This is a genomic window from Actinomycetospora sp. (genome assembly GCF_036497245.1).
In the GTDB taxonomy this organism is placed as follows: Bacteria; Actinomycetota; Actinomycetes; order Mycobacteriales; family Pseudonocardiaceae; genus Actinomycetospora.
Genome location: NZ_DASXJS010000029.1, coordinates 19,368 through 42,931 on the forward strand (window position 1 = coordinate 19,368; position 23,564 = coordinate 42,931).

The 23,564-nt window shown below is 74.6% G+C and carries 19 protein-coding genes and 2 pseudogenes; 5 read left to right on the plus strand and 16 right to left on the minus strand.

The genetic code is table 11. The annotated features are described in order from the left end of the window. Positions 1-8: 8 nt before the first annotated feature. From VGI02_RS03905 to VGI02_RS03915, 3 genes are read right to left on the minus strand one after another with little or no spacing between them, the layout of a single operon-like run. Positions 9-1,169, minus strand: a complete 1,161-nt coding sequence (locus VGI02_RS03905; protein ID WP_331625949.1) for an XdhC family protein — start codon at positions 1,167-1,169, stop codon at positions 9-11. After that, positions 1,162-2,388 carry a vWA domain-containing protein gene (locus VGI02_RS03910; protein ID WP_331625950.1) on the minus strand — a complete coding sequence of 409 codons (1,227 nt, stop codon included), beginning with the start codon at positions 2,386-2,388 and terminating at the stop codon, positions 1,162-1,164. Before VGI02_RS03910 ends, VGI02_RS03905 begins: the two co-directional genes overlap by 8 nt. Beyond that, the gene (locus VGI02_RS03915) at positions 2,385-3,281 is read right to left on the minus strand and encodes an AAA family ATPase (RefSeq protein ID WP_331625951.1); all 897 of its coding nucleotides are present in this window, start codon (positions 3,279-3,281) and stop codon (positions 2,385-2,387) included. The genes VGI02_RS03910 and VGI02_RS03915 overlap by 4 nt, the downstream gene beginning before the upstream one ends. 510 nt (positions 3,282-3,791) lie before the next feature. Between VGI02_RS03915 and VGI02_RS03920 the strand changes: the two genes are divergently transcribed. After that, complete coding sequence (locus VGI02_RS03920; RefSeq protein WP_527249121.1) at positions 3,792-4,220, plus strand: transglycosylase family protein; 429 nt, start codon at positions 3,792-3,794, stop codon at positions 4,218-4,220. An 84-nt stretch (positions 4,221-4,304) separates the two neighbouring features. On the opposite strand, the pseudogene VGI02_RS29090 reads toward VGI02_RS03920, so the two are convergent. From VGI02_RS29090 to VGI02_RS03950, 5 genes and pseudogenes are all read right to left on the minus strand, one after another. After that, positions 4,305-5,236, minus strand: a pseudogene (locus VGI02_RS29090) (molybdenum cofactor biosynthesis protein MoaE). 8 nt (positions 5,237-5,244) lie between these two features. Then, on the minus strand, positions 5,245-5,742 hold the full coding sequence (gene moaC, locus VGI02_RS03935) for a cyclic pyranopterin monophosphate synthase MoaC (protein ID WP_331625954.1): 498 nt from the start codon (positions 5,740-5,742) through the stop codon (positions 5,245-5,247). Next, entirely contained in the window at positions 5,739-7,205 is a 1,467-nt protein-coding gene (locus tag VGI02_RS03940; RefSeq protein WP_331625955.1) for an NAD-dependent malic enzyme, read from the minus strand. The genes moaC and VGI02_RS03940 overlap by 4 nt, the downstream gene beginning before the upstream one ends. Positions 7,206-7,210: 5 nt before the next feature. Continuing rightward, a complete protein-coding gene (locus tag VGI02_RS03945; RefSeq protein ID WP_331625956.1) occupies positions 7,211-7,816 on the minus strand; it encodes a nucleotidyltransferase family protein in 606 nt (201 codons plus the stop codon). Further along, a complete protein-coding gene (locus VGI02_RS03950; protein WP_331625957.1) occupies positions 7,816-8,013 on the minus strand; it encodes a hypothetical protein in 198 nt (65 codons plus the stop codon). The genes VGI02_RS03945 and VGI02_RS03950 overlap by 1 nt, the downstream gene beginning before the upstream one ends. Before the next feature lie 171 nt (positions 8,014-8,184). Between VGI02_RS03950 and VGI02_RS03955 the strand changes: the two genes are divergently transcribed. Beyond that, complete coding sequence (locus VGI02_RS03955; RefSeq protein WP_331625958.1) at positions 8,185-10,533, plus strand: helicase-associated domain-containing protein; 2,349 nt, start codon at positions 8,185-8,187, stop codon at positions 10,531-10,533. 82 nt (positions 10,534-10,615) lie between these two features. Next, positions 10,616-11,005, plus strand: a complete 390-nt coding sequence (gvpJ, locus tag VGI02_RS03960; RefSeq protein ID WP_331625959.1) for a gas vesicle protein GvpJ — start codon at positions 10,616-10,618, stop codon at positions 11,003-11,005. 54 nt (positions 11,006-11,059) lie between these two features. On the opposite strand, the gene VGI02_RS03965 is transcribed toward gvpJ, so the two are convergent. Genes VGI02_RS03965 through VGI02_RS03980 form a run of 4 tightly spaced genes read right to left on the minus strand, consistent with a single transcriptional unit; the run spans position 11,060 to position 17,178 of the window. Next, positions 11,060-11,650 carry a GTP-binding protein gene (locus VGI02_RS03965; RefSeq protein ID WP_331625960.1) on the minus strand — a complete coding sequence of 197 codons (591 nt, stop codon included), beginning with the start codon at positions 11,648-11,650 and terminating at the stop codon, positions 11,060-11,062. Continuing rightward, positions 11,631-12,359, minus strand: coding sequence for a DUF742 domain-containing protein (locus VGI02_RS03970; RefSeq protein ID WP_331625961.1), 729 nt, complete (start codon positions 12,357-12,359; stop codon positions 11,631-11,633). The genes VGI02_RS03965 and VGI02_RS03970 overlap by 20 nt, the downstream gene beginning before the upstream one ends. Before the next feature lie 23 nt (positions 12,360-12,382). Continuing rightward, positions 12,383-12,805 (minus strand): roadblock/LC7 domain-containing protein, encoded by a 423-nt coding sequence (locus tag VGI02_RS03975; RefSeq protein ID WP_169182283.1) that lies wholly within the window; start codon positions 12,803-12,805, stop codon positions 12,383-12,385. Further along, a complete protein-coding gene (locus tag VGI02_RS03980) occupies positions 12,802-17,178 on the minus strand; it encodes a sensor histidine kinase (RefSeq protein WP_331625962.1) in 4,377 nt (1,458 codons plus the stop codon). The genes VGI02_RS03975 and VGI02_RS03980 overlap by 4 nt, the downstream gene beginning before the upstream one ends. A gap of 588 nt (positions 17,179-17,766) precedes the next feature. Between VGI02_RS03980 and VGI02_RS03985 the strand changes: the two genes are divergently transcribed. Continuing rightward, positions 17,767-19,479, plus strand: a complete 1,713-nt coding sequence (locus VGI02_RS03985; RefSeq protein ID WP_331625963.1) for a DNA repair helicase XPB — start codon at positions 17,767-17,769, stop codon at positions 19,477-19,479. Between the two features lie 24 nt (positions 19,480-19,503). Here VGI02_RS03985 and VGI02_RS03990 read toward each other — a convergent pair whose 3' ends face one another. Together VGI02_RS03990 and VGI02_RS03995 are read right to left on the minus strand one after the other, a co-directional pair. Continuing rightward, positions 19,504-19,968, minus strand: coding sequence for an ester cyclase (locus tag VGI02_RS03990; RefSeq protein ID WP_331625964.1), 465 nt, complete (start codon positions 19,966-19,968; stop codon positions 19,504-19,506). 181 nt (positions 19,969-20,149) lie between these two features. Beyond that, a pseudogene (locus VGI02_RS03995) lies at positions 20,150-20,518 on the minus strand (YccF domain-containing protein); the annotation flags it as partial. 229 nt (positions 20,519-20,747) lie between these two features. Between VGI02_RS03995 and VGI02_RS04000 the strand changes: the two are divergent. Next, positions 20,748-21,644, plus strand: a complete 897-nt coding sequence (locus VGI02_RS04000) for a type IV toxin-antitoxin system AbiEi family antitoxin domain-containing protein (protein ID WP_331625965.1) — start codon at positions 20,748-20,750, stop codon at positions 21,642-21,644. A gap of 76 nt (positions 21,645-21,720) precedes the next feature. On the opposite strand, the gene VGI02_RS04005 is transcribed toward VGI02_RS04000, so the two are convergent. Next, a complete protein-coding gene (locus tag VGI02_RS04005) occupies positions 21,721-23,019 on the minus strand; it encodes an MFS transporter (protein ID WP_331625966.1) in 1,299 nt (432 codons plus the stop codon). A gap of 262 nt (positions 23,020-23,281) precedes the next feature. Next, a partial coding sequence (locus VGI02_RS04010; protein ID WP_331625967.1) for a TCP-1/cpn60 chaperonin family protein occupies positions 23,282-23,564 on the minus strand: 283 nt, incomplete at its 5' end.

A 23,564-nucleotide genomic window follows, 5' to 3' on the forward strand; every position in this document is an offset into this window, starting at 1 on the left:
CCGTCCGATCAGCGTGGTCCGGATGCGAGCTCCGCGGCGCGAATACCCGGTTCGACGTTGGAATCGCCGTGGATCGGGCCTTCGCGGTCGGACAACGGGGTCCCGTCGCCGCCCCACTGCCGGGCGATCATCTCGGCAGCGATGGACACCGCGGTCTCCTCCGGGGTCCGTGCGCCCAGGTCGAGACCGATGGGGCTGGACATGCGCTCCAGCTCGGTCTCGGTGACCCCGATCTCGCGCAGCCGGTCCATCCGGTCCTCGTGGGTCCGCCGCGACCCCATCGCCCCGATGTAGCCGATCTCAGGCAGCCGCAGCGCGACCTCGAGCAGCGGGACGTCGAACTTCGGGTCGTGGGTGAGGACGGCGAGCGCGGTGCGGCCGTCGATGCGTCCGGCCTCGGCCTCGGCGGCGAGGTAGCGGTGCGGCCACTCGACGACGACCTCGTGGGCCTCCGGGAAGCGGCTCGACGTCGCGAACACCGGTCGGGCGTCGCAGACCGTCACGCGCATCCCGAGGAAGGTCCCGATGCGGGCGACGGCGGCCGCGAAGTCGATGGCGCCGAAGACGATGAGGCGGGGCGGGGGCGCGAACGACTCGACGAAGATCCCGAGTCCCTCGCCGCGGCGCTCCCCGTCGGTGCCGTAGGTGACGAGGGTGGTGCGCCCGGCGGCGAGCAGGCCGCGGACGTCGTCGCGGACGGCGTCGTCGAGGCGATCGCTGCCGAGCGTGCCCTCGACGCGATCCGGCCACACCACCAGGCGGCGCCCGACGCCGGGCCCGGACACGATCGTCGCCGTCGCGACGGACCGGTGATCGCGGACCGCCTCGGCGATCTCCCCGAGCTGCGGGAAGTTCTCGCGGTCGACCTGCTCGACGAACACGTCGAGGATGCCGCCGCAGGTCAGCCCGACGGCGAACGCGTCGTCGTCGGAGACCCCGTAGCGCTGCAGCGTCGGGTCGGCGCCCTCGAGGATCTCGTTCCCGAGCTCGTACACCGCGCCCTCGACGCAGCCGCCCGACACACTCCCGACGGCCTGGCCGTCGGAGCTGACGAGCATCGAGGCGCCCGGCTGCCTCGGCGCCGAGCGGAAGGTCCCGACGACGGTGGCGAGCGCCGTCGACCGGCCCTCGTCCCACCACGACCCGAGGGTCGGGAGCACGTCACGCATCCGACAGCACCTCCGTGAGCTCCTGCAGCGTCGCCAGCGAGTGGCCGGCCAGCAATCGGTCAACGTGCGGCAGGGCCGCGGCGATTCCCCCCTGCACCGGCTCGTAGCCGCGCTTGCCCGCGTGCGGGTTCACCCACACCACGCCGTGGGCGAGGCGGGCGAGGCGCTCCATCTGCTCGCCGAGCAGCTCGGTCCCCCCTCGCTCCCAGCCGTCGGAGAACACGACGACGACGGCCCGGCGCGCGACGCCGCGCTGACCCCAGTGGTCGAGGAACGCTCTCAGCACCTCGCCGAGCCGGGTTCCGCCCGACCAGTCCGGGATGGCGTTGCCCGCGTCGCGCAGTGCCCGTTCGGGATCGCGCTGGCGCAGCTCGCGGGTCACGCGGGTGAGCCGGGTGCCGAGGGTGAAGGTCTCGACGGCCTGCGGGGTCCGCCGCGTGAGCACGTGCGCGAAGCGCAGCAGCGTGTCGGCGTAGGGCGCCATCGACCCGGACACGTCCAGGAGCAGCACCACCCGGCGGGGACGCTCGCGCCGGGCGCGACGCTCGAGCCCCGGAATCTCGCCCGCGTGACGCAGGGTCGACCGCAGGGTCCGGCGCGCGTCCGGTTCCCCGCGGCGCGCGGGACGGCGCCTGCGGGCCCGGCGTCGTGGGGGGTCCGGGCGCAGCAGCGCGAGCATCCGGCGCATGTGCTCGCGCTCGCCGATGGTCAGGTCGGCGATGTCCCGGTCGCGCAGCACCTCCTCGCCGGAGGCGGCGACACGCAGTTCGGGGACATCGCCGTCGTCCTCGCCGCTCCCGCTGCGCTCGGGGCTCGAGAGCGCGGCGATCGTCGCGGTCCGCGGCTTCGGCGGCGCGGCGCGGCCCATCCGCTGCTCGCGCGGGTCGGACGAGAACCACGCGTGGAAGGCCTGGTCGTAGCGGGCGATGTCGTCGGGGTCGGCGCACAGCGTCAGGCGGCCCGCCCAGTAGGTCGCGACCTCGCTCGCCAGGTCGACCTCGCGCAGGGCCCGCAGGTAGGTCGCGGTGCGGTCGGGGGTGACCGGAACCCCCGCGTTGCGCAGCAGGCGGGTGAAGGCGGTGAGGTCGGTCAGGACGGCGTCCCTGTCGGGGGCGGCGGTGTCGTCGAGCTCTTCGACGACACCGGAGGCCAGCAGCGCGCCGGCGTGCGGGCGGGGGGCGGGTCCGTCGGTGCTCCCGCCGCGGTCGCCAGTACTCATGACGCGAGCAGGGCGTCCAGCGCGTCGCGGGCCCGGTCGGCGTCCTCGCGGTACTTCAGGACGGCACCCAGCGTCGCGGTGGCCGACTCCAGGTCGAGGCGGCGCGCGCCGACGAGCTCGAGGGCCGCGGCCCAGTCCAGCGTCTCGGCGACCCCCGGCGGCTTGAGCAGGTCGAGCCCGCGGAGCCGCTGCACGGCCTGCGCCACCTGCTGGGCGAGGTCGTCGGCGAGCTGGGGCATGCGGGCCTTGAGGATGGCGACCTCGCGGGCGAGGTCGGGGTGGTCGAGCCAGAGGTAGAGGCAGCGACGCTTGAGTGCGTCGTGCACCTCGCGGGTGCGGTTGGAGGTGAGGACCACCAGCGGCGGCGTCTCGGCCTTCACGACGCCGATCTCGGGGATCGTCACCGAGTTCTCCGCGAGCACCTCGAGCAGGAACGCCTCGAACTCGTCGTCGGCGCGGTCCACCTCGTCGACGAGCAGCACGCTCGGCGTCGTCTGCAGCGCCTCGAGCACCGGACGGGCCAGCAGGAAGCGGCGGTCGTAGAGGGAGGCCTCGACGGCGTCCGCGTCGAGCTCGGAGTGCGACGCGGTCGCCGCCGCCTCCATGGTGCGCAGGTGCAGCAGCTGACGCGGGAAGTCCCAGTCGTAGAGGGCCTGCGCGGCGTCGATGCCCTCGTGGCACTGCAGCCGGATCAGCGGAGCCTCGAGCACCTCCGCCAGGGCCTGGGCGAGCGCGGTCTTCCCGGTGCCGGGCTCGCCCTCACAGAACAGCGGGCGTCCCATGCGCAGGGCGAGGAACGCCGCCGAGGCGAGGCCGGAGTCGGCGAGGTACCCGGTGCGCGCAAGAGCGGCGCTGACGTCGTCGGGCCCGGCGAGATCGGTGGCAACGGTCACGGGTCCATCGTCCCCCAGGCGGGATCACCGGACCACCAGGGCGTCGGACACCCCGACCCGACGAGTGCTCTGCATCACATTCTTTCCTGAGAACACGGTGACGACTGTGACAGTCCCGCCTCCTGTCACGGCCGTATGACATCGATGAGAACACCGCTGGTCATCGCACTGAGCAGGCGCAATGAGCGTGCGGCCCGGGGATCGCCGGTGTTTTCGCTGATCGTTTCTCTTCTGAGACCGGGTTGAAACAGCGCGTGTGCTCCGTACCGTTCGGCGTCGGCCGTCCCGAGGACGGTCCGAACCACCCCGGGGTCGCCGCGCCCGCCGCTTGTCCAGCGTCTCCGGGAGACCCCACACGAGAGGTGCGGACCGGACAGGCGCGAGCAGCACGGAACTCGGCACGCCCCACGGGGCGTGCCCGGTGGCGAGACCGCGTGGAACCGGTCGACGACCCGCTGGGGAGCTCTTCCCGGTCCGTTGTCTGCGGGGGCGCGGTGCGAGTGAGAGGTCATGCTTCGTAGTAACAATGAGTCGCTGGCGCGCGTCCTCACCCGTCGGGCGGCCCAGATGACGCTGGTCGGCGCGCTGGCGGCGACCCCGCTGGCGATGGCGGCAGGCACGGCCTCCGCGACGGACTGGGACTCGATCGCCCAGTGCGAGAGCAGCGGCAACTGGAACACCAACACCGGCAACGGGTACGGCGGTGGGCTGCAGTTCACCGACTCGACCTGGAAGGCCTTCGGCGGCAAGGGCAGCCCCGAGAACGCCAGCCGCGAGCAGCAGATCCAGGTGGCCGAGAAGGTCAAGGGCAGCCAGGGCATGGGCGCCTGGCCGGTCTGCTCCAAGAAGTCGGGCGAGTCGGGCTCCTCGAAGTCTTCCTCGTCGAAGTCGTCCAGCTCGTCCGACGACAGCTCGTCGAGCTCGTCCGACGACAACTGAGGCACGACCTCTCCGGGCCCCGACCCGGATGCACGACGCCCCGGCACCCGCGCGGTGCCGGGGCGTCGTCGTGTCAGCGGCCCCTCAGGGGCAGTTCACCCACTCCTGGGAGCCGTCCGCGAACTCCTGGCGCTTCCACACCGGCAGCTGCCGCTTGACCTCGTCGACCAGCTCGCTGCACGCGTCGAACGCCTCGCGGCGGTGCTCGGCGGCGACCGCGCAGGCGAGCGCGACGTCGCCGATCGCGAGCGGCCCGACCCGGTGCGACACGGCCACCGCGGTGACGCCGGCGAAGCGCCCGGCCACCTCCGCGGCGACGCGCTCCACCACCGCGCCCGCGCTCGGGTGGCCCTCGTAGTCCAGGGCGCGCACCGACCGGCCGTGATCGTGGTCGCGCACCACGCCGGAGAAGGTGACCACGGCACCGCTGCGGGGCCCGTCGACGAGTGCGGCGTGGGCCGACACGTCGAGCGGCTCCTCCCCGACGGCGGCGCGCAGCACGACGGGGGTGGTCGGCGCGGTACTCACTGGTGGTCCCCTCCCTGGATCTGGTCGACGGCGTGGTCGAGCACGGGTTCGAGCACGGCCAGACCGTCGCGCACCCCGCCCGGCGAGCCGGGCAGGTTCACCACCAGTGTGCGTCCGGCGACGCCGGCGACGCCGCGGGAGAGCATCGACGTCGGCACCTTCTCCGCGCCCGCCGCGCGCACCGCGTCCGCCAGACCCGGGACCTCGTAGTCGATCACGGCGCGGGTGGCCTCCGGGGTGGCGTCGGTCGGCGAGATGCCGGTTCCGCCGGTGGTCAGCACCACCTGCACCCGCTCCGCGACCGCGGCGCGCAGCGCCTGGGCCACCGGCTCGCCGTCGGGCACCACCAGGGCGTCGTCGGCGGTGTACCCGTGGGTGCGCAGCCAGTCGACGATCAGCGGGCCGCCGCGGTCGTCGTAGACACCCGCCGCGGCCCGGTTCGAGGCGGTGACGACGCGGGCCCGGCGCAGCGGTTCGTTCTCGGCCATGCCGCCCATCATCGCCCTTCCGGCCGGGTCCAGACGCCGGAGCGCCCGCCCTCCTTGCGCTCCAGCCGCACCCCGTCCATCGTCGCCGCGGGGTCGAGCGCCTTGACCATGTCGTGCAGCGCGAGCCCTGCGACCGACACGGCCGTCAGGGCCTCCATCTCCACCCCGGTGCGGTCGGCGCTGCGCGCGGTCGCCGCCACCCGGACCTCGGTCTCGCCCACCTCGAGGTCCACCGTCACGCCCGCGAGCGGGATGGGGTGGCAGAGCGGGATGAGGTCCGGGGTGCGCTTGGCGCCCATGATCCCGGCGATCCGCGCGGTGGCCAGTGCGTCGCCCTTGGGGACGGTGCCGTCGCGCAGCGCGGCGCACACCTCGGCGGTGGTGCGCAGAACGCCGCTCGCCGTGGCCACGCGTCGGGTGACCTCCTTGTCGCCGACATCGACCATGCGGGCGGCGCCGGTCGCGTCGACGTGGGTGAGACGGCCCGCACCGTCCTGCGGGCTCACCCGTCCTCCTCGCGACGCGCGCCGTCCGCGGACTCCGACCCGGCGTCGAGGGCGTCCTGGACCGAGCCGGTCGGGCGCCCGGCGCGCTCGCCCTCGCTGACCCGCCGCACGGCGGACGCGACCGCGGGCGACACCGTCGAGTCGAAGACGCTCGGCACGATGAACAGCGGGTTCGGCTCGGTGACCACGTCCGCGATCGCGGCCGACGCCGCGAGCAGCATCGCGTCGGTGATCCCGCGGGCCTGCGCGTCGAGGAGGCCGCGGAAGATGCCGGGGAACGCGAGCACGTTGTTGATCTGGTTCGGGTAGTCCGAGCGGCCCGTGGCGACCACGGCGGCGTGGTGCACCGCGATGCCCGGGTCGATCTCGGGGTCGGGGTTGGCGAGCGCGAAGACGATCGCGTCGGTGGCCATGCCCTTGACGTCGTCGGCGGTCAGCAGGTTCGGGGCCGAGACGCCGATGAAGACGTCCGCCTCCGGCAGGGCGTCGTGCACGTCGCCGGTGCGGCCCCCGGAGTTGGTCTGTTCGGCGACCCAGCGCAACGAGTCGTGCAGCCCCGGACGGTCGCGGTGGATGATCCCGTCGACGTCGACCGCGATCAGGTCCGCCGGCTCGAGCGGCAGCAGCAACCGGATGATCGCCGATCCGGCCGCGCCGACCCCGCACACCACGATCCGGCAGTCCTCCGAGCGCTTCCCGACCACCCGCAGGGCGTTGCGCAGCGCCCCGAGCACGACGACGGCGGTGCCGTGCTGGTCGTCGTGGAACACCGGGACGTCGAGGCTTTCCCGCAGCCGCGCCTCGATCTCGAAGCAGCGCGGGGCGGCGATGTCCTCGAGGTTGATCCCGCCGTAGACGGGGGCGAGCACCTGGACCGTCCGGATGATCTCCTCGGTGTCCTGGGTGTCGAGGCACACCGGCCACGCGTCCACCCCGGCGAAGCGCTTGAACAGCGCCGCCTTGCCCTCCATGACCGGCATCGCCGCGGCGGCGCCGAGGTTGCCCAGGCCCAGCACCGCGGACCCGTCGGTGACGACGGCGACGGTGTTCCGCTTGATCGTGAGGCTGCGGGCGTCGTCCGGGCGCGCCGCGATGGCCTGGCACACCCGCGCGACGCCCGGGGTGTAGGCCCGTGAGAGGTCCTCCCGGGTGCGCAGGCCGACCTTCGGGGTGACCTCGATCTTCCCGCCGAGGTGCACGAGGAACGTCCGGTCGGAGACGTTGCGCACCCGCACGCCGTCGAGGCCGCCGAGGGCCTCGGTGATCTCCTCGGCGTGCCGCTCGGAGAGGGCGTTGCACGAGATGTCGACGATGACCGCCTCGGCGCGGGACTCCACCACGTCGAACGCCGTCATCACGCCGCCCACGCGGCCGACGGCCACCGCGAGGTCGCCCGCCGCGGTGGCGCTGGCCGGCGCCTCGACGCGCGCGGTGATGGCGTAGCCCGGACCCGGGACCGCCACGGTCCTCACCTCTCCCGATCGGCGCTGATCCCGCCACGGACCCTGGCCAGGTCGGCCGGGGTGTCGACGTCGTCACGGGTCGCGAGGTCGCCGACCTCCACGGTCCGCACGTCGTCGCGCCCAGCAAGGTATCCCCGGGCCCCGACGTCGTCGTGCGCGGCCGCCGCCACGGCGGGCAGGTGCTCCGCCCCGAGCAGGACCGGGTGGCCCGGACGGCCCCGGTAGCTGCCCCGGGCGAGCCCGGCGGGGTCCGCGGCGGCGGCGACCCGGCCGAGGGCCGCGGCGCCGATGCCGGGGGTGTCGACGAGCAGCACGAGCACGGCGTCCACATCGCGCGGCACGGCCCCGAGACCCGCGCGCAGCGAGGCACCCATCCCGTCGGCCCAGTCGGGCGCGACGACGACGACGGCCTCGGGATCGGCCGCGTCCACGGCGCCGGCCGCCCGGTCGGCCTCGGCGCCGAGCACGACCAGTCGCGGGTCGAGCCCGCCCCCGCGCAGCGCACGCAGGGCGCGGGCGACCAGCGGCTCGCCGTCGAGCTCGACGAGCGCCTTCGGCCCACCCATGCGCCTGCCGGCCCCCGCGGCGAGCAGGAGGCCGGCGACCCGCACTAGCGGTTGATCTCCGTGACGGGGTGCTCGTAGCCGAGCTCGTCCTGGGGTAGCGGGAACTGCGTCTCGCCGAACGGCGAGGAGGCGCCCTGGGTCGGGGCCAGCAGCTCGGTGACGGGATGACCGCCCTCGACCTCCGGCCACCACGGGTCCTGCCGCGGCGTGACGGCCTTCTCGCCCTCGCTCTGCGCTGCCACCGGTTCCTCCTGGTCGGGCGTGGTCGGCCTGCTCGGCCGGGGTCCCAGTCTGCCGCACCCACCACCCCGGGGGCGAACCGCTCGCCCCGCGCGGGTGGCCGGCGTGGTCTCCTGGGCCCGTCCGCGTCGTCCCCGGTGAGGCCCCGGACGGCCACGACTACGCTGGTCGGGATGGCCGGCCGACCCGGGACCCTGCTCGACCACCTGCGCGCCCAGGACGACACGACCCTGGGCGCCCTGCTGCGCGCCCGCCCGGACCTGGCCCTGCCCGCGCCGGCCGACACCGGCGTCGTCGCGACCCGCGCCGGGGTGCGCACCTCCGTCGGGCGCGCCCTCGAGGACCTCGACGCGCTGCACCTCGCCGTCGTCGACGCCCTGCTGGTCGCGGGGGCCGACGAGGGGCCCGTCCCGCCGGACTCCGTCCTGGCCCTGCTCGGCCCGGCCGTCCCCCGCGAGGCCGCACGCGCGGCGCTCGACCGGCTGCGCGCCCTGGCGCTCGCCTGGGACGTCGACGCGAAGGGCACCCTCGACGACGGCGCGTCGGTGTCCCTCGACGGCGGACCCGGCGGGGTCCGCGCGGCCCCCGCCCTGCGCGACGCCGCCCGCCGCCATCCCGCCGGGCTCGGCAGGCCCGCCCCCGAGACCTCGGCACTGCGCACGGGCGACCCGGCCGCGGTCGTGGCCGCGCTGCCCGACGACCAGCGCGCCGTCGTCGACGCCCTCGACCGCGACGGCCCCGTCGGGCGCAGCCGGGCCCGCGACGGCGACGACAACCCGGTCGCCCGGCTGCTCGCCTCCGGGCTCCTGCGCCGGGTCGACGACGAGACCGTGGAGCTCACCCGCGAGGCCGGTCTGGCCCTGCGCGGCGACCACCCGCTCGGCGAGATCGCCGCGACCGACCCCATGCCCGCCCCCCGCGAGCACGACCCGGACACCGTCGACGCCACCGCCGCGGGCGAGGCGCTGGAGACACTGCGCCGCGCCGAGGGGGTCATCGCCGCGTGGTCGGCCGCCCCGCCCACGGTGCTGCGCTCCGGCGGGCTCGGCGTGCGCGACCTGCGCAGGCTCGCGAAGGACCTCGAGACCGACGAGTCCGGCGCCGGGCTGCTCGTCGAGGTGCTCGCCTCCGCGTCGCTGGTCGCGGTCAGCGAGGACGGCGACCCGGTCTGGTGCCCGACGACGACCGCGGACCGCTGGCTCGCCGCGCCGCCGGAGACGCAGTGGGTCGCGCTGGCCCGGGCCTGGATGGAGATGCCGCGCCTGCCGTCGTCGATCGGCGCCCGCGACTCGAACGACAAGCTGGTCGGGCCGCTGTCCGACGAGGTGCGCCGCCCGTGGGCCCCCCAGGTCCGGCGCCGGGTGCTCGAGCGGCTCGCCGAGTTCGGTGAGGGCGCGGGGCCGGCCTCGGTCGACGACCTCGTCGCCTCGCTGGCCTGGCGCGCCCCGCGCCGCGGCGGCCGGGCCCGCGACGAGCTGGTCCGCGCCGCCGTGCGGGAGGCGACCGCGCTCGGCGTCGTCGCCCTCGACGCCCTCACCTCGGCCGGGCGGGAGCTGCTGCGCACACCGAAGCGGCCCGACGACGACCCGGACGCCGCGGCGGCCGGCGCCCTGCGCCCGGCGCTGCCCGCCCCCGTCGGGCACGTGCTGCTGCAGGCCGACCTCACCGCTGTCGCGCCCGGACGGCTGGAGCCCGAGCTGGCCGCGGCGATGGACCGCGTCGCCGACGTGGAGTCCGCGGGCGGCGCGACGGTCTACCGCATCAGCGAGGCCTCGGTCCGGCGCGCGCTCGACCTGGGCTGGACCGCCGCCGAGGTCCACGACCTGTTCGGCACCCGCTCGGCGACCCCGGTGCCGCAGAACCTGACCTACCTCGTCGACGACGTGGCCCGGCGTCACGGGCGCCTGCGCGGCGGGTCGGCGGCGTCGTTCCTGCGCTCCGAGGACGAGGCGCTGCTCGCGGAGGTCGTGTCGCGGCCGGAGGCGGAGGCGCTGGAGCTGCGCCGGATCGCCCCGACCGTGGTGGTGTCGACCCACCCGCTCGCCGAGGTGCTCGACGCGCTGCGCGGCGCCGGGCTCTCCCCCGTCGCGGAGGACGCCGAGGGCGGGGTGCTCGACCTGCGCCCCCGGGGGCGGCGCACCGCCCCGCGCCGGCCCGACCGCGCGGGCATCGGCGGGTCACCGCGACTGTCCGACGACCAGGTGGCGGCGCTCGTCGCGCAGCTGCGCGCGGGGGACAAGGCGGCGACGGCGTCGCGCGGACCGGCGACGGTGCCCGGGTCCACCCGCCAGACCGCGTCGGCCACCGTCGCAGTGCTCGCGGACGCGGCCCGCTCCGGGCGCACGGTGTGGATCGGCTACGTCGACGCGCAGGGCACCGCTTCGCAGCGGGTGGTCCGCCCGCTGCGCGTGGGCCACGGGCTGCTCGAGGGGACCGACGCCGCCGTCGAGGACGACGCCGAGCCCGGCCCTTCGGTGAGCTTCGCGCTGCACCGGATCACGTCGGTCAGCGTGCTGGCCTGACCGCGCGGGTAGCGCGTCCGGCGGGGTCCGGGACTCCGGATGAACGATCGCCCCCACGTGGGAGCGTTCCTACACTGCTCCGGTGACCACCGCCGGACGTCGCCCCGGGTCGGTGAGCCGATCGCCGCAGGGCGGCCTCGCCGAGGTGCTCGACCTCATCCTCGACAAGGGCCTGGTCATCGACGTCTTCATCAAGGTCTCGGTGATCGGTATCGAGATCCTGACCATCGACGCCCGGGTGGTCGTCGCGAGCGTCGACACCTACCTGCGTTTCGCGGCGGCCACGGATCGCCTCGACCTGCACGCCAAGGGCGGCATGGGACTCGACGAGCTCCCGGGCAAGATGACCGAGGACACCATGCACGGCGCGGCCAAGGGCATCACCAAGGGCGTGCTCGACGCGGGCCACGAGATGTGGCGCGAAGTGCGCGACGAACATCGCGAGAAGAAGCAGGCGCGACGCGACCGGTGAGGCTCCCCGACCCGCGGCCCGGCCTGCGGCGGGCCGCACCGACAGGGCGAGCGCCTAGGCTCGGGCGCCGACCGCCCAGACCTGCATGGCGTGCTCGACGAGCGCGATGAGGGTCTCCTTCGTGGACTCGCGGTCCCGGGCGTCCACCGTCACGACGGGCACGGCCGGGTCGACGGCCAGTGCGTCCACCACGTCCTGCAGGGAGTGCGCGAGCACCCCGTCGAAGCAGTTGACCCCGAGCACGTAGGGCAGGTTGCGGTCCTCGAAGAAGTCGACCGCGGCGAAGCAGTCGGCGAGCCTGCGGGTGTCGACCAGGACGACCGCGCCGATCGCGCCGCGCACCAGGTCGTCCCACATGAACCAGAACCGGTCCTGCCCGGGCGTCCCGAACAGGTAGAGGATCAGGTCGGCGTCGAGCGTCACGCGCCCGAAGTCCATGGCGACCGTCGTGGTGCGCTTGTTCGGCACCGCCGTGAGGTCGTCGACACCGGCGCTGGCGTCGGTCATCACGGCCTCGGTGGTCAGGGGGTCGATCTCGGAGACCGATCCCACGAAGGTCGTCTTGCCGACCCCGAACCCCCCGGCGACGACGATCTTCGCCGACGTGGTCGTCGGCGCAGGAGCCTCAGAGCCGTCGTAGTCCACTCAACACCCTTTCCATCAACGCCATGTCCGGGGAATCGCCCGTCGACGAGGCGGTCTCGTGCACCACGATCGAACCGTGCGCGGCCATGTCGCCCAGCAGGACGCGGGCGACGCCGAGCGGCAGGGACAACAACGCGCCGACCTCGGCGACCGACTTGGGCTCGCGGCACAGGTCGGCGATCATGCGGTGCTCGTACTGGGTGACCTGTTCGGGGTCGCGTCCGTGGGCCGTCGTCGACAGCAGCGTCTCGACGGCGAGGTCGTAGGCCGGCCGGGTCCGGCCGCGGGTCCAGGCGTAGGGCCGCACGAAGGACGACTCGGGCGGCTCGTCGCCACCGCGGGGACCGTCGGGGTAGTCGGGCGGTCCCTGGTCGTACTGGCCCACCGGGATACCGCCGGGCGTGGTCGGCGCCGCGGTGTCGGCCTCGTCCGGACGGCCCGCGACGTCGGGGCGCCAGCCACCGGGCTGCGGTCCCGACGGCGGCCCGAGCGGTACGCCCTGCGGAGGGCTCCGGTGGGCGCCGCCCTGGTCCATCGGCGGCCGGCCGTCGAGGGACTGCGCGGCATCGCGGTCGGCGGCGGACGTGTCGTCCGTGTCCTTGCGACGGCGCCCGAACAGCCCGCGCCGCTCACCCGAGCGACGCGCCGTCCCGCCGGTGATCCCGTTGAGGACGTCGGCGAAAGCGTCCTCGTCCGGTCCTTGGCTCACCGTCGCTCACCTCTCCCGGCGGCTCATCGGAATCCCGATCCCTGCAGCTCGGCACGCAGCTCGGGGGTGAGCAGCTGGCCCACCCGGTCGACGAGGAGGGTCATCTCGTAGCCGACCAGCCCGATGTCGCAGTTCGGCGCGGCGAGGGTCGCGAGACACGAGCCGTCGCTGATCGACATGAGGAGCACGATCCCGCGCTCCATCTCGACCACGGTCTGCACCACCTCGCCCGCCTCGAAGCACCGGGCGGCGCCCTGGGTGAGGCTGATCAGCCCGGACGCCACGGCGGCGAGCTGGTCGGCCCGGTCGCGCGGGAGCCGGTTCGACGCGGTGAGCAGCAGGCCGTCCGCCGACACCACGACCGCGTGCGCGACGCCCGGGACGCGCTCCGCGAAGTTCGAGACCAGCCAGCCGAACCTGCTGGGCTGCGACTGGGGTGCCGTCACTGCTCCTCCTCGTCGGTGCGTGGGCCGGCGGAGTGCGCCGGGCCGTTCGTCGGGTCCTCGTCGGCGGGTCCGCCGTCGGGGGGCTGGGGCGGGCGCGTCGACCGGCCGTCGGCGACACCGCGCTGGTAGCTGGCGAGCCGGCCCCGGACGGCGTCCGGGTTGCGGCGCGGCGTGGCGGTGTCCGCGGACGCCGCGGCGGCAGGCGGCGGGGCGGCCGGGGCGCTGCCCGGCACCAGCTGGGCCCGGGGACGCCTGCGCGGCAGCCCGGCCTCGGTGGTGCCCGCGTCCACGGAGGTCAGCGAGGGCGCCCCGGCGGCGAAGCCGGGGTGGCCGCCGTCGGCCCATTCCGGGTCGACGCCCGCCGGGTCGTTCGGCTCCGCCTCACGGAACCAGACCGACGCGACCTCGTCGAAGATCGGGGTGCGTTCCCGGTTGGGGAGCACCGCTCCCGGTCGCCGGGACAGGGTCTCGGACCCCGGACGGGTCGGGCCGGGGGTCCCGCGGCCGTTCCCGTTCCGGCCGTTCCCGTTCTGACCGTTGCCGTTCTGACCGTTGCCGTTCTGACCCGCACCGTTGCGGCCGTTGCCGTTCTGGCCGGCTGCGGCCTGGTCGGCGCCGTGCTGGTCGACTCCTGGCTGCTCGGCCCCGTGCGGGTCGGCGTCGGCCGGAGCCGCTCCGTGCGCGCCTGCCCCGTGGGAGGCCACGCCGTTCGGCGCGTGCGGCTCGGGTGCGGCGTCGACCGGCGGGCCGACCGCGGCGGCACCGGTGTCCTCGGCGGACGCGAACAGCTCGTCACCCGCCGCGGACTGCTCTGCGGCATCCGATCCGTCCGCCTCCTGGAAGGGACGGGGACGCAGCCGGGGCGCCGAGCCGGGCCGCAGCAGCGGGCCCCCCTCGGTCTGGCGCCGTTGGGAGAGCGGGCGCAGCGAGAGCCGGGACGGCCGGGGGACGGGCGTCTCGCCCGGCTCCTCGACCGCCGTGTCCGCCGCGGGCCGACCCGTCCCGTCGTCGTACGCGGCCGGGGTCGCGTCGGCGGCACCGGCCACCGCCCCGTCGGCCGGGGCGGCGTGGTCGGGGAACTCGGGGTACGTCGGTGCGGGGACGTCCGCGTCGTGCGGGGCGACCGGCGCGGCCGCCTCCTCCGGAGCGTCCTGCGGTGTCGGGAAGCCACCCGTGCCTGCGGTCTCCGCCGGCGCCGCGTCGCCCGCGGGCGGCGGAACGACCTCGGCCCCGTTCCACATCGGTGGCTGCGGAGCGGGCGGCGTGCTCGCCGGGCCGGCGCCCTGGTCGGACGCGGCGGGCTGCTCCCCGGACCCGCCACCGGGCGGGGCCCAGGGGCCGGGACGCGGACCCGGCTGGGGGCGGCCCGGGAGGGCGCCCGGGCGCGGCGGGAAGCCGGGGTGGCTCGGCGGGCCGGGGCGGGCCCCGGGAGGCGGCGGACCCTGCTCGGCGGGTGTCCACCCGTCCGGCCGGGGGACCGGACGGGGTCGCGGCGCGAACCCGCCGTCGGGGGCGCCCTGCGGACCCGGGCGCGGCGGCAGCATGCCGTGCCGTCCTGCGGGCCCGTCACCCTCGGTGACCGGCGCGGCGTCGTCGGACGCCTCGCCGTCGGTGTCCTCCACGATCCTGCCGTCGGGGCCCCGCCAGGCGTGCGCCGCGACCGCGCGCGTCGGCACGCCTGGCCCCGGAGCGGGCTCCTCGGCCGGCGGTGCCGGCGTCGCGGTCGCGGTTCCGGCGGCATCGGCCTCGTCCGGGTCGCCGCCGGTCTGGCTCCAGACGGTCACGCCGTCGTCGCCGTTCCCGGTGTCGTCGCCGATCACCGAGGCGACGCGGTCGTCCTCGTCGTCGACCTCGTCGGTGTCGTCGTCGTCCGCCTCGTGACCCGTGACCGCGGGCGCGGGTCCGGCGGGGGCCGGAACGTCCTGGTCCGGGCCGGCGGCGTCCTCGAAGGTGGGCGCCGGACCGGGCCGCATCGGACGTCGCGGCAGCGCGGACGCGAGTGAACCGGGCAGGCCGTTGCGGCGCGGCTGCTCCCCGCCGGCCTCCGGCTCCGGAGCGGACAGCGGGCCCGGGGCCTGCGTGGCGCCCCCGTCGCCGTCGGGGTCGACGGCCGGCGCGAAGAACGCCGCCGCGCCGGCGGCACCGGCCACGCCGGCGGCACCCGCCGCGGCCGCACCGCCGCGGGAGGCGGTCCGGCGGGGCAGGCCCGGAGCACCCTCACGCGGTTCGCCCGCGCCCTGGCGCGGGATGGGCGTGCCCGCCGTCTCCGGGCGGGGCGAGCCGTTCGTCGGGGACGCGGGCGCGCCCTGCGGGCTCTGGCCCGGCGCACGGACCGGCAGACCGGTCCCGCCGAGCGCGCGGGTCGACTGGGTGCCGACCGCACGGCCACCGGGGCCGCCGGACAGCACGGCCGCCGCGGGGATCCGCACCGCGGCGATCACGCCGCCGCCGTCGCGGGTGTGCAGCGTGACCGCGATGCCGTGGCGGATCGCGAGCCGGCCGACCACGAACAGGCCCATGCGCCGCGACGCGGAGACGTCGACGGTGGGGGGCGACCCGAGGCGCTGGTTCGACTCGGCGAGGTCCTGGTCGGTCATGCCGACGCCGCGGTCGGAGATCTCGAGGACGATGGCGCCGTCCTGGTCCGGACGGGCCCCGACGTCGACGCGGGTCTCCGGGGCCGAGAACGCCGCGGCGTTCTCCAGCAGCTCGGCGACGAGGTGCACGACGTCGCCCGCGGTGCGGCCGAGCAGCTGCACCGACGGCGGCGAGGCCAGCTCGACGCGCTGGTACTGCTCCACCTCGGACGCCGCGGCGCGCAGCACGTCGACCAGCGGCACCGGGCGTCCGCCGCGGCGTGCGAGGTCGGTGCCGGAGAGGACGAGGAGGTTCTCCGAGTTGCGGCGCATGCGCGTCGCGAGGTGGTCGAGCTGGAAGAGCTCGGCCAGCGCCTCCGGGTCCTCCTCCTTGTTCTCCAGCTGCTCGATGAGGCGCAGCTGGCGCTCGACGAGGGCCTGCGAGCGCCGCGAGAGGTTGACGAAGATGCTGTTGAAGGCGGTGCGCAGACCAGCCTGTTCGGCCGCCAGGCGGACCGCCTGCTCGTGCACCTGGTCGAACGCGCGAGCGACCTCGCCGATCTCCTCGCGCGTCTCGATCGGTGTCCGGGTCACCTCGGTGTCCGGTGCCTCGCCCTCGCGCAGGCTCCGGACCGCCGCGGGGAGTCTGCGCTCGGCGACGTCGAGGGCGGTGCGGCGCAGCAGCCGCAGGGGCCGCAGCAGCGAGCGGGTCACGAAGAACACGACCGCGGCGCCTGCCATCAGCGCGAGCAGCAGCACCACCGAGGCCACGCCCGCCGCGTTGCGCGCGCCGTTCTGCAGGGCCGCGGCGTTCGACTGGAGGCGTTCGCGCAGCTGGTCGGAGACGTCGGTGACCTTCTGCTGCACCGCGTTCGACGCCGCGTCCCAGTCCTGCGCCGAGACCTGCAGGGGCAGGCCGGCGCTGCCCCGGCCGAGGACGACCTGGGCCAGCCGGTCCCGGGCGTCGACGTCGGGCCCGACGACGGCGTCGGCCAGTGGGGCGTTGTCGGTGCCCACCGCGCTGCGGAACTCGTCGACGGCGATGCTGCGGCGCAGCGTGGCGTTGCGGGCCTGGTCGATCGAGGGGGCGTCGATCCGCCCGCCCGCGATCGCCGAGGCGACGACCGCCTGCACGTAGGCGTCCTGCTCACGGACCTCGGAGAGCGCGTAGAGGCCGTTCGACAGCCCGGCGATGGAGGGGTCGGCGGCCTCGCGCGTGAGCGACTCGTCGAAGGTCAGCACCGCGGAGGTGGCGTCGGTGTAGCGCGAGATCGCTCCCGCCGGGTCGACCCGCCCGCCCCGCACGTCGTCGCGCACCCGGTCGAGCTGCGCGATCGCGCCCGACGCGTCCCGGTAGGAGGACCGCGTCTGGTCGTCGACCGAGTTCGCCGACTCGTAGGTGCTGCGCAGCCGCGCGAACTTGTCGTTGGTGTCGTCCGCCCGGTCCTGGACGGGCCCGAACCCACCCGCCCGGTTGGTCGCGAGGAACACCGCGGCGCCACGACGCTCCCCGTCGAGAGCGCCGAGCAGCCGGGCGCTGTCCCCCTCGAGCGCGACGGCCTGCTGCACGCCGTCGTACGACCGGGCCTTCTCGGTCTGTTCGACGATGCGCAGCACGCCCAGCGTGATGACGAACAGCGTCGGGACGAGCAGGACGGCCGCGAGCTTGACCGGCAGGCTCCAGTTGCGCAGCGCCAGGCGCTCGCCCATGGGCGCGCGGTCGGGCGCGCCGGGCTCGGGGGCACCACCCGCGCGGGCGTCACCCCGCGCGTCGGGTCGGCGGACGGGAGCGGTCACGCGCTCATCCTTCCCATTGCACCGGTCGGTCGGTGGCCTGCCGTCGGTCGTGGCCCCTGATCGGACGCCTGCCGCACCGTGCGTAGTTGTTCATGGGCTACACTGCCCGCGAACAGTCCGACGCGGCGCCAACGGAGTGACGGTGTCACCCCGGGTAACGAGCGTGCGTGCGCACAGCGTGCATGCGGCGCAGTCGTGAGACGCATTCGGTGGGTCCATCGCAGGTGTTCGGCCCGGGTGGACAGTACGGACGGATCCGCGGCCGATGCTCCCGGGCGGGGTATGGGGGTCAGGGCAGGTCGGCCGGGGCGCGAGCACACGATCAGTGCGCCCACGGCGGCCCCGTCGGGTGGTGTGTCACTCCTCGGAGCAGGTGTCGGTGGCCCGGGAGTGTATCCGCACCCCCCGACGAGATCATCTCCCCGTCGACGACACCCCCCGTCCGCGCGCGGACGATCACGGGACGTGGCTGGTCAGCGCATCGGGCGGACGCGGGCCGGTGATCGTCTCCCGAACGGGGACAATGGAGACCGACGGCGGGTCGCCGTCGCCCGCACCATCGAGCATCGCCGAGGAGGACCCGAGACCGTGAGCACCCCCGGGACCGGACCGCTGATCGTCCAGTCCGACAAGACGTTGCTCCTCGAGGTCGACCACGAGGACGCCGGAGCGGCGCGCATCGCCATCGCGCCCTTCGCCGAGCTCGAGCGCGCGCCGGAGCACGTGCACACCTATCGGGTCACCCCGCTGGCGCTGTGGAACGCCCGGGCGGCGGGGCACGACGCCGAGCAGGTCGTCGACGCCCTCGTGAAGTACTCCCGCTTCGCGGTCCCGCAGGCGCTGCTCATGGACGTCGTCGAGACGATGGGCCGCTACGGGCGCCTCCAGCTGACCAACGACCCCGCCCACGGTCTCGTCCTCGTCTCCTTCGACCGCGCGGTCCTCGAGGAGGTGCTGCGCAACAAGAAGATCGCCCCGATGCTCGGCACGCGCCTGGACGACGACACCGTCGCGGTCCACGCCTCCGAGCGCGGCCGGCTCAAGCAGATGCTGCTCAAGGTGGGCTGGCCCGCCGAGGACCTCGCGGGCTACGTCGACGGCGAGGCGCACGCCATCGAGCTCGACCAGACCGAGTGGCAGCTGCGCGACTACCAGTCCGAGGCCGTCGAGGGCTTCTGGGCCGGCGGGTCGGGCGTCGTGGTCCTGCCCTGTGGTGCCGGGAAGACGCTGGTCGGCGCGGCGGCGATGGCGAAGGCCTCCGCGACGACGCTGATCCTCGTCACCAACACCGTCGCCGGGCGCCAGTGGAAGCGCGAGCTGGTGGCGCGCACGTCGCTGACCGAGGAGGAGATCGGCGAGTACTCCGGGGAGCGCAAGGAGATCCGGCCGGTCACGATCGCGACCTACCAGGTCATGACCCGCAAGACGAAGGGCGAGTACCGGGCGCTGGAGCTCTTCGACTCCCGCGACTGGGGCCTGATCATCTACGACGAGGTCCACCTGCTGCCCGCGCCGGTGTTCCGCATGACCTCGGACCTGCAGTCGCGCCGGCGGCTCGGCCTCACCGCCACGCTGGTCCGCGAGGACAACCGCGAGGGCGACGTCTTCTCCCTCATCGGGCCCAAGCGCTACGACGCGCCGTGGAAGGACATCGAGGCGCAGGGCTGGGTCGCGCCCGCCGACTGCGTCGAGGTCCGCGTGACGATGACCGACAACGAGCGGATCATCTACGCGACGTCCGAGGCCGAGGAGCGCTACCGGATGTGCGCCTGCGCCCGGACCAAGATCCCGGTGGTGCGCTCGATCCTGGACCGCCACCCCGACGAGCCCACCCTGGTCATCGGCGCCTACATCGACCAGCTCGAGGAGATGGGCGCCGCGCTGGACTGCCCGATCATCCAGGGCTCGACGACCAACAAGGAGCGCGAGCGGCTGTTCGGGGAGTTCCGCCGCGGCGAGCTTCCCCGGCTGGTCGTCTCGAAGGTCGCGAACTTCTCGATCGACCTGCCCGAGGCCTCCGTCGCCATCCAGATCTCGGGGACGTTCGGGTCACGGCAGGAGGAGGCCCAGCGGCTGGGTCGGCTGCTGCGCCCGAAGGGTGACGGCAGGCAGGCGCACTTCTACTCGGTGGTCTCGCGCGACTCGGTCGACGCCGAGTACGCCGCGCACCGGCAGCGCTTCCTCGCCGAGCAGGGCTACGCCTACCGCATCGTCGACGCCGACGACCTGCTCGGCCCGGCGGTGCCCGAGACCACCACGGAGACCGAGGGTGACCCCGAGGAGCGCGACACGTCGTCCTGAGGTGCCGACCCGGTCCCGGCCGGATCAGGGCGTCGGGGCCTTCTCGACCAGCTCGAGGGCGCCGAGACCGGTGAGCAGGCCCAGCTCGTCGGCCACCATGTGGATCCCCGAGATCCGGCCGTCCGTCAGGGTGAGGACGTCGATCACGCGGACGTCGATGGGCTGCCCGGTCGGCGCCACGGTGCCGAGCGGGGTGGCGAGCGGGCCCGTGTGGGTGCCGCGCAAGCGGAAGGCGATGACCAGGCGGTCGGGGGTGTCGACGCGGTCGAGCAGGTGGTGGTGGAGCCCGCTGTAGGCACCCTGCAGGGCACGGGCCCGGGCCAGCAGGTCGGCGGCGGCCACGACCGTGCCGTTGACCTCGACGGAGTCGGTGTAGAGCCCGCGGACGGCGGCGAGCGCCTCGGCGTCGTCGTCGGGCAACGGTGTCGACCACAGGCTCATCAGGCGGGCGGCGAGGTCGTCGGGGGTGTTCGAGGAGTGCGTGGTCACGGCCTTCTCCGATCTTCGGGACGGGAGTCCGGCGGTCGGGCCTGCTCCGTCCCGGCCGGCGGCGCGTCCCGGCGCCTCAGCGGCCGTACCAGGGGATCTCGGTCTGCGGGGGCCGCCCGGCCACCGGAGCCGGTGCGGTCATGGCGCGCGGCGGGGCCACACCGAACGAGCGCTTGTCGTCGACGTCGACGATCCGGCGCCCGAGCGGGGTGAGCGAGACCGGGATCAGCTTCAGGTTCGCCCACGCGAACGGGATGCCGACGATGGTCACGGCGAGCGCGATCGCGGTGACGATGTGCCCGATCGCCAGCCACCACCCGGCGACGACGAACCACACGATGTTGCCCAGCGTCGACCCGAGACCCGCCTGGGGAAGGCGCTCGAGTCGCTGACCGAAGGGCCACAGCGCGAACAGGGCGATCCGGAACGAGGCGATCCCCCAGGGGATGGTCACGATCAGGCAGCAGCAGATGACGCCCGCGATCACGTAGCCGATCGCCATCCACACGCCGGCCAGCACGAGCCAGACGACGTTCAGGACGATCCGGATGCCTTCCATGGCTCCAGGATGCCCCGTCCGGGCTGAGCAGCGGCTGAGGAAGACGGTAACTATTTCCCGACGACGGGTCCCCGCGGTCCGCTTCCCCTCACTCGGCCCTCTCCCCCGGCCGTGATCACCGTTTCGTCGCGGATCCGAGGACTGGGCATCCAGATCCGCGACGTTCTGATGATCACGGCCGAACAGGGAGCCGCGCGGCCCCGAATCGCGTCCAACCCACGTGGACATCCAACGGTTCCTGGCCACGCACGACGGCGTGATCTCCCGCGCTCAGGCACATGCCTGTGGCCTGAGCGACGACCAGATCGCGTGGAAGGTCGCGACCGGCGAGTGGATCCGCCGCGCGCCGGGGGTCTATTTCGCGGTCGCCTGGCCGTGGGCGCCGGCCGCGCGGGTCCGGGTCGCCGCGGAGTGGGTGCGTCCGGTCGGGGCGCTCGTCGGCATGAGCGCTGCCTGGTGGCTGGGACTCGGGGTGGCGAGCCCGCACCCGGTCACGGTGACCGCGCCGCCCGGGTCCCGCCGGCGTGCGCCGTCCGGTGTCTACCTCGTCCGCCGCGATCTACGCGGTGACCGCATCGAGTACCGCGGGCTGTGGGTGGCGAGCAAGGCCCTGGCCACGCTGGACGCGGCGGTCGCCCTCGGCCGTGACGGCCAAGCGTTCCTCGACCGCGTCCTCCAGCAGCGCGTGGTGACCCTCGAGGAGCTGCGCGCCACGCAGGCCCGGCACCTGGGTCGACGCGGCTCCGCCACCGCACATCGGTTGCTCGTCCAGGCCGGCGACCGGGCGGCCTCGGAGCCCGAGCGCCGCTTCGTCGCGCTCCTGCGCCGCGGCGGTATCGCGGGCTGGCGTGTGAACCTGGAGGTCACGCTGACCAGCGGCCGCGAGGCGATCCTCGATGTCGCGTTCCCCGCGGTCCGCTTCGCGATCGAGGTCGACGGGTGGGCCTTTCACAGCGAGCGGGATCGCTTTGTCCGGGACCGCTCACGCAAACGCGCGCTCGTGGCCGATGGCTGGACGGTCGTCGAGGTCACCTGGGACGACCTGGTGAACCGTCCCGGCGAGGTACTGGACGAGGTTCGCCGCACCCTCGCGCGGCTGGGCGCGGTCACTCGGTGATCGCCAGAAGATCGCGGATTCGAGGCCTGGGCATCCGGATCCGCGACGTTCCGGTGATCATGGACCGGCGGCGGGCTCAGCTGAGGACCCGGCCCTTCGTCTCCGGCAGCGTCAGGATGATCAGGAACGCGACCAGTGCCGCGCCGGAGACGTACCAGAAGAACAGCTGGGGCTGGCCCGCGCCGGACAGGGCCGAGATCAGCAGGGGCGCGGTGCCGCCGAAGATCGCGACCGTGAGGTTGTACCAGGCACCGATCCCCAGGGCCCGCAGCTCGGTCGGGAACAGTTCGCTCATGATCGCCGGCGCGATCGAGGACATGAACGTGTAGAGCCCGAGACCGACGGCGAACACCACGATGAGGTTGATCAACGGGGTCCGCTCCGTGATGAGCAGCGACAGCGGGACGGTGAGCACGACCATCAGCGCCGACCAGATCAGCAGCTGGGGCTTCCGCCCGAACCGGTCGGACGCCGCGCCCATCGGGTACTGCAGCGCGATGAACACGACGGTGCCGATCGAGAGCGCGAGGAAGACGCTTCCGCCGGTCGCGCCCCGGAACTGCACCGCGAACGGGGTGATCGCGGTGAAGAAGACGTAGAAGCACAGCGTCGAGAGCAGCGTGAACCCGAAGAGCTGCAGCACCGAGCGCGGGTGGTCGGCCAGGGTGCGGAGCAGCGGGTTCCGGGTCTGGCGGGCGCGCTCGACGTTCTGCTCGAACTGCTCGGTCTCGGTCAGCGTACGGCGCAGCCACAGACCGACGAGGCCGAGAACGCCACCGGCCGCGAACGCGATCCGCCAGCCCCACGACTCGAGCTCGGGACGGGTCAGCGTCGTCGTCAGGAGCAGGCCGAGCAGGCTCGCGAGGAGCAGCGCGACGCCCGTCGAGATGTAGAAGAAGCTCGAGTAGCGCCCGCGCCGCTCGGGTGGGGCGATCTCGGCCAGGTAGACCGACGCGTTGGACACCTCGCCGCCGAGCGCGAGTCCCTGCGCGATCCGGGCGAGCAGCAGCAGGATCGGCGCGAGCCACCCGACCATCGCGTAGGTCGGCAGGATCGCGATGACGAGCGACCCGCCCGCCATGAGCACGATCGTCATGATCATCGCGAACCGCCTGCCCCGCAGATCGGCGAACCGGCCGAGGAGCACCCCGCCCAGCGGCCGGAAGAAGAACGCCAGCGCGTAGGTGCTCGTGGTGCCGATGAGCGCGAGGGTCGGGTTCGCCTTGTCGAAGAACTGCGAGGAGAAGTAGACGGTGAACGTCGCGTAGATCGTCCAGTCGAACCACTCGACGGCGTTGCCGATGCTCGCCGCGACGAGGGTCCGGACGGGAAGACGATGACGCTCGGTGGACGACGGGTCGGTCACCTGGCTCATGAGCGCTCCTCACGGTCATCCCCCGGACGCGCACCGTAGGCGATTCGTCCGGCCTCGACCAGAGCCGCCACGGGGGTTCGGCCGTCCGCGGACGAGGGGCACACCAGGCCGTCCGGACGGACCCCGCCGCTGCCTCCGGTGCTGATGACCAGCGACGGGCCCGGGCCAGCGACAGCCCCGGATCAGCGACAGGCCCCGGACAGCCGAAAGGCCGCACCCCCGTGTGGGGATGCGGCCCTTCGACCGGATCAGGAGGCGGGACTCAGAAGTCCATGCCGCCCATGCCACCCGTCGGGTCGCCGCCTGCACCGGCGCCGGCCTTCTCGGGCTTGTCGGCCACGACGGCCTCGGTGGTGAGGAACAGCGCGGCGATCGACGCGGCGTTCTGCAGCGCCGAGCGGGTCACCTTGGCCGGGTCGATGATGCCGGCCTTGACCAGGTCCTTGTACTCGCCGGTGGCGGCGTCGAGGCCCTCACCGAGCGGGAGACCGCGGACCTTCTCGGCCACGACGCCGGGCTCGAGGCCGGCGTTGTGCGCGATCTGC

Coding starts and splice junctions, on each gene's coding strand:
- VGI02_RS04005 (WP_331625966.1), bottom strand. CDS start 23,019: ATGAGCCAGGTGACCGACCCGTCGTCCACCGAGCGTCATCGTCTTCCC.
- VGI02_RS03910 (WP_331625950.1), bottom strand. CDS start 2,388: ATGAGTACTGGCGACCGCGGCGGGAGCACCGACGGACCCGCCCCCCGC.
- VGI02_RS03920 (WP_527249121.1), top strand. CDS start 3,792: ATGCTTCGTAGTAACAATGAGTCGCTGGCGCGCGTCCTCACCCGTCGG.
- VGI02_RS03955 (WP_331625958.1), top strand. CDS start 8,185: ATGGCCGGCCGACCCGGGACCCTGCTCGACCACCTGCGCGCCCAGGAC.
- VGI02_RS03905 (WP_331625949.1), bottom strand. CDS start 1,169: ATGCGTGACGTGCTCCCGACCCTCGGGTCGTGGTGGGACGAGGGCCGG.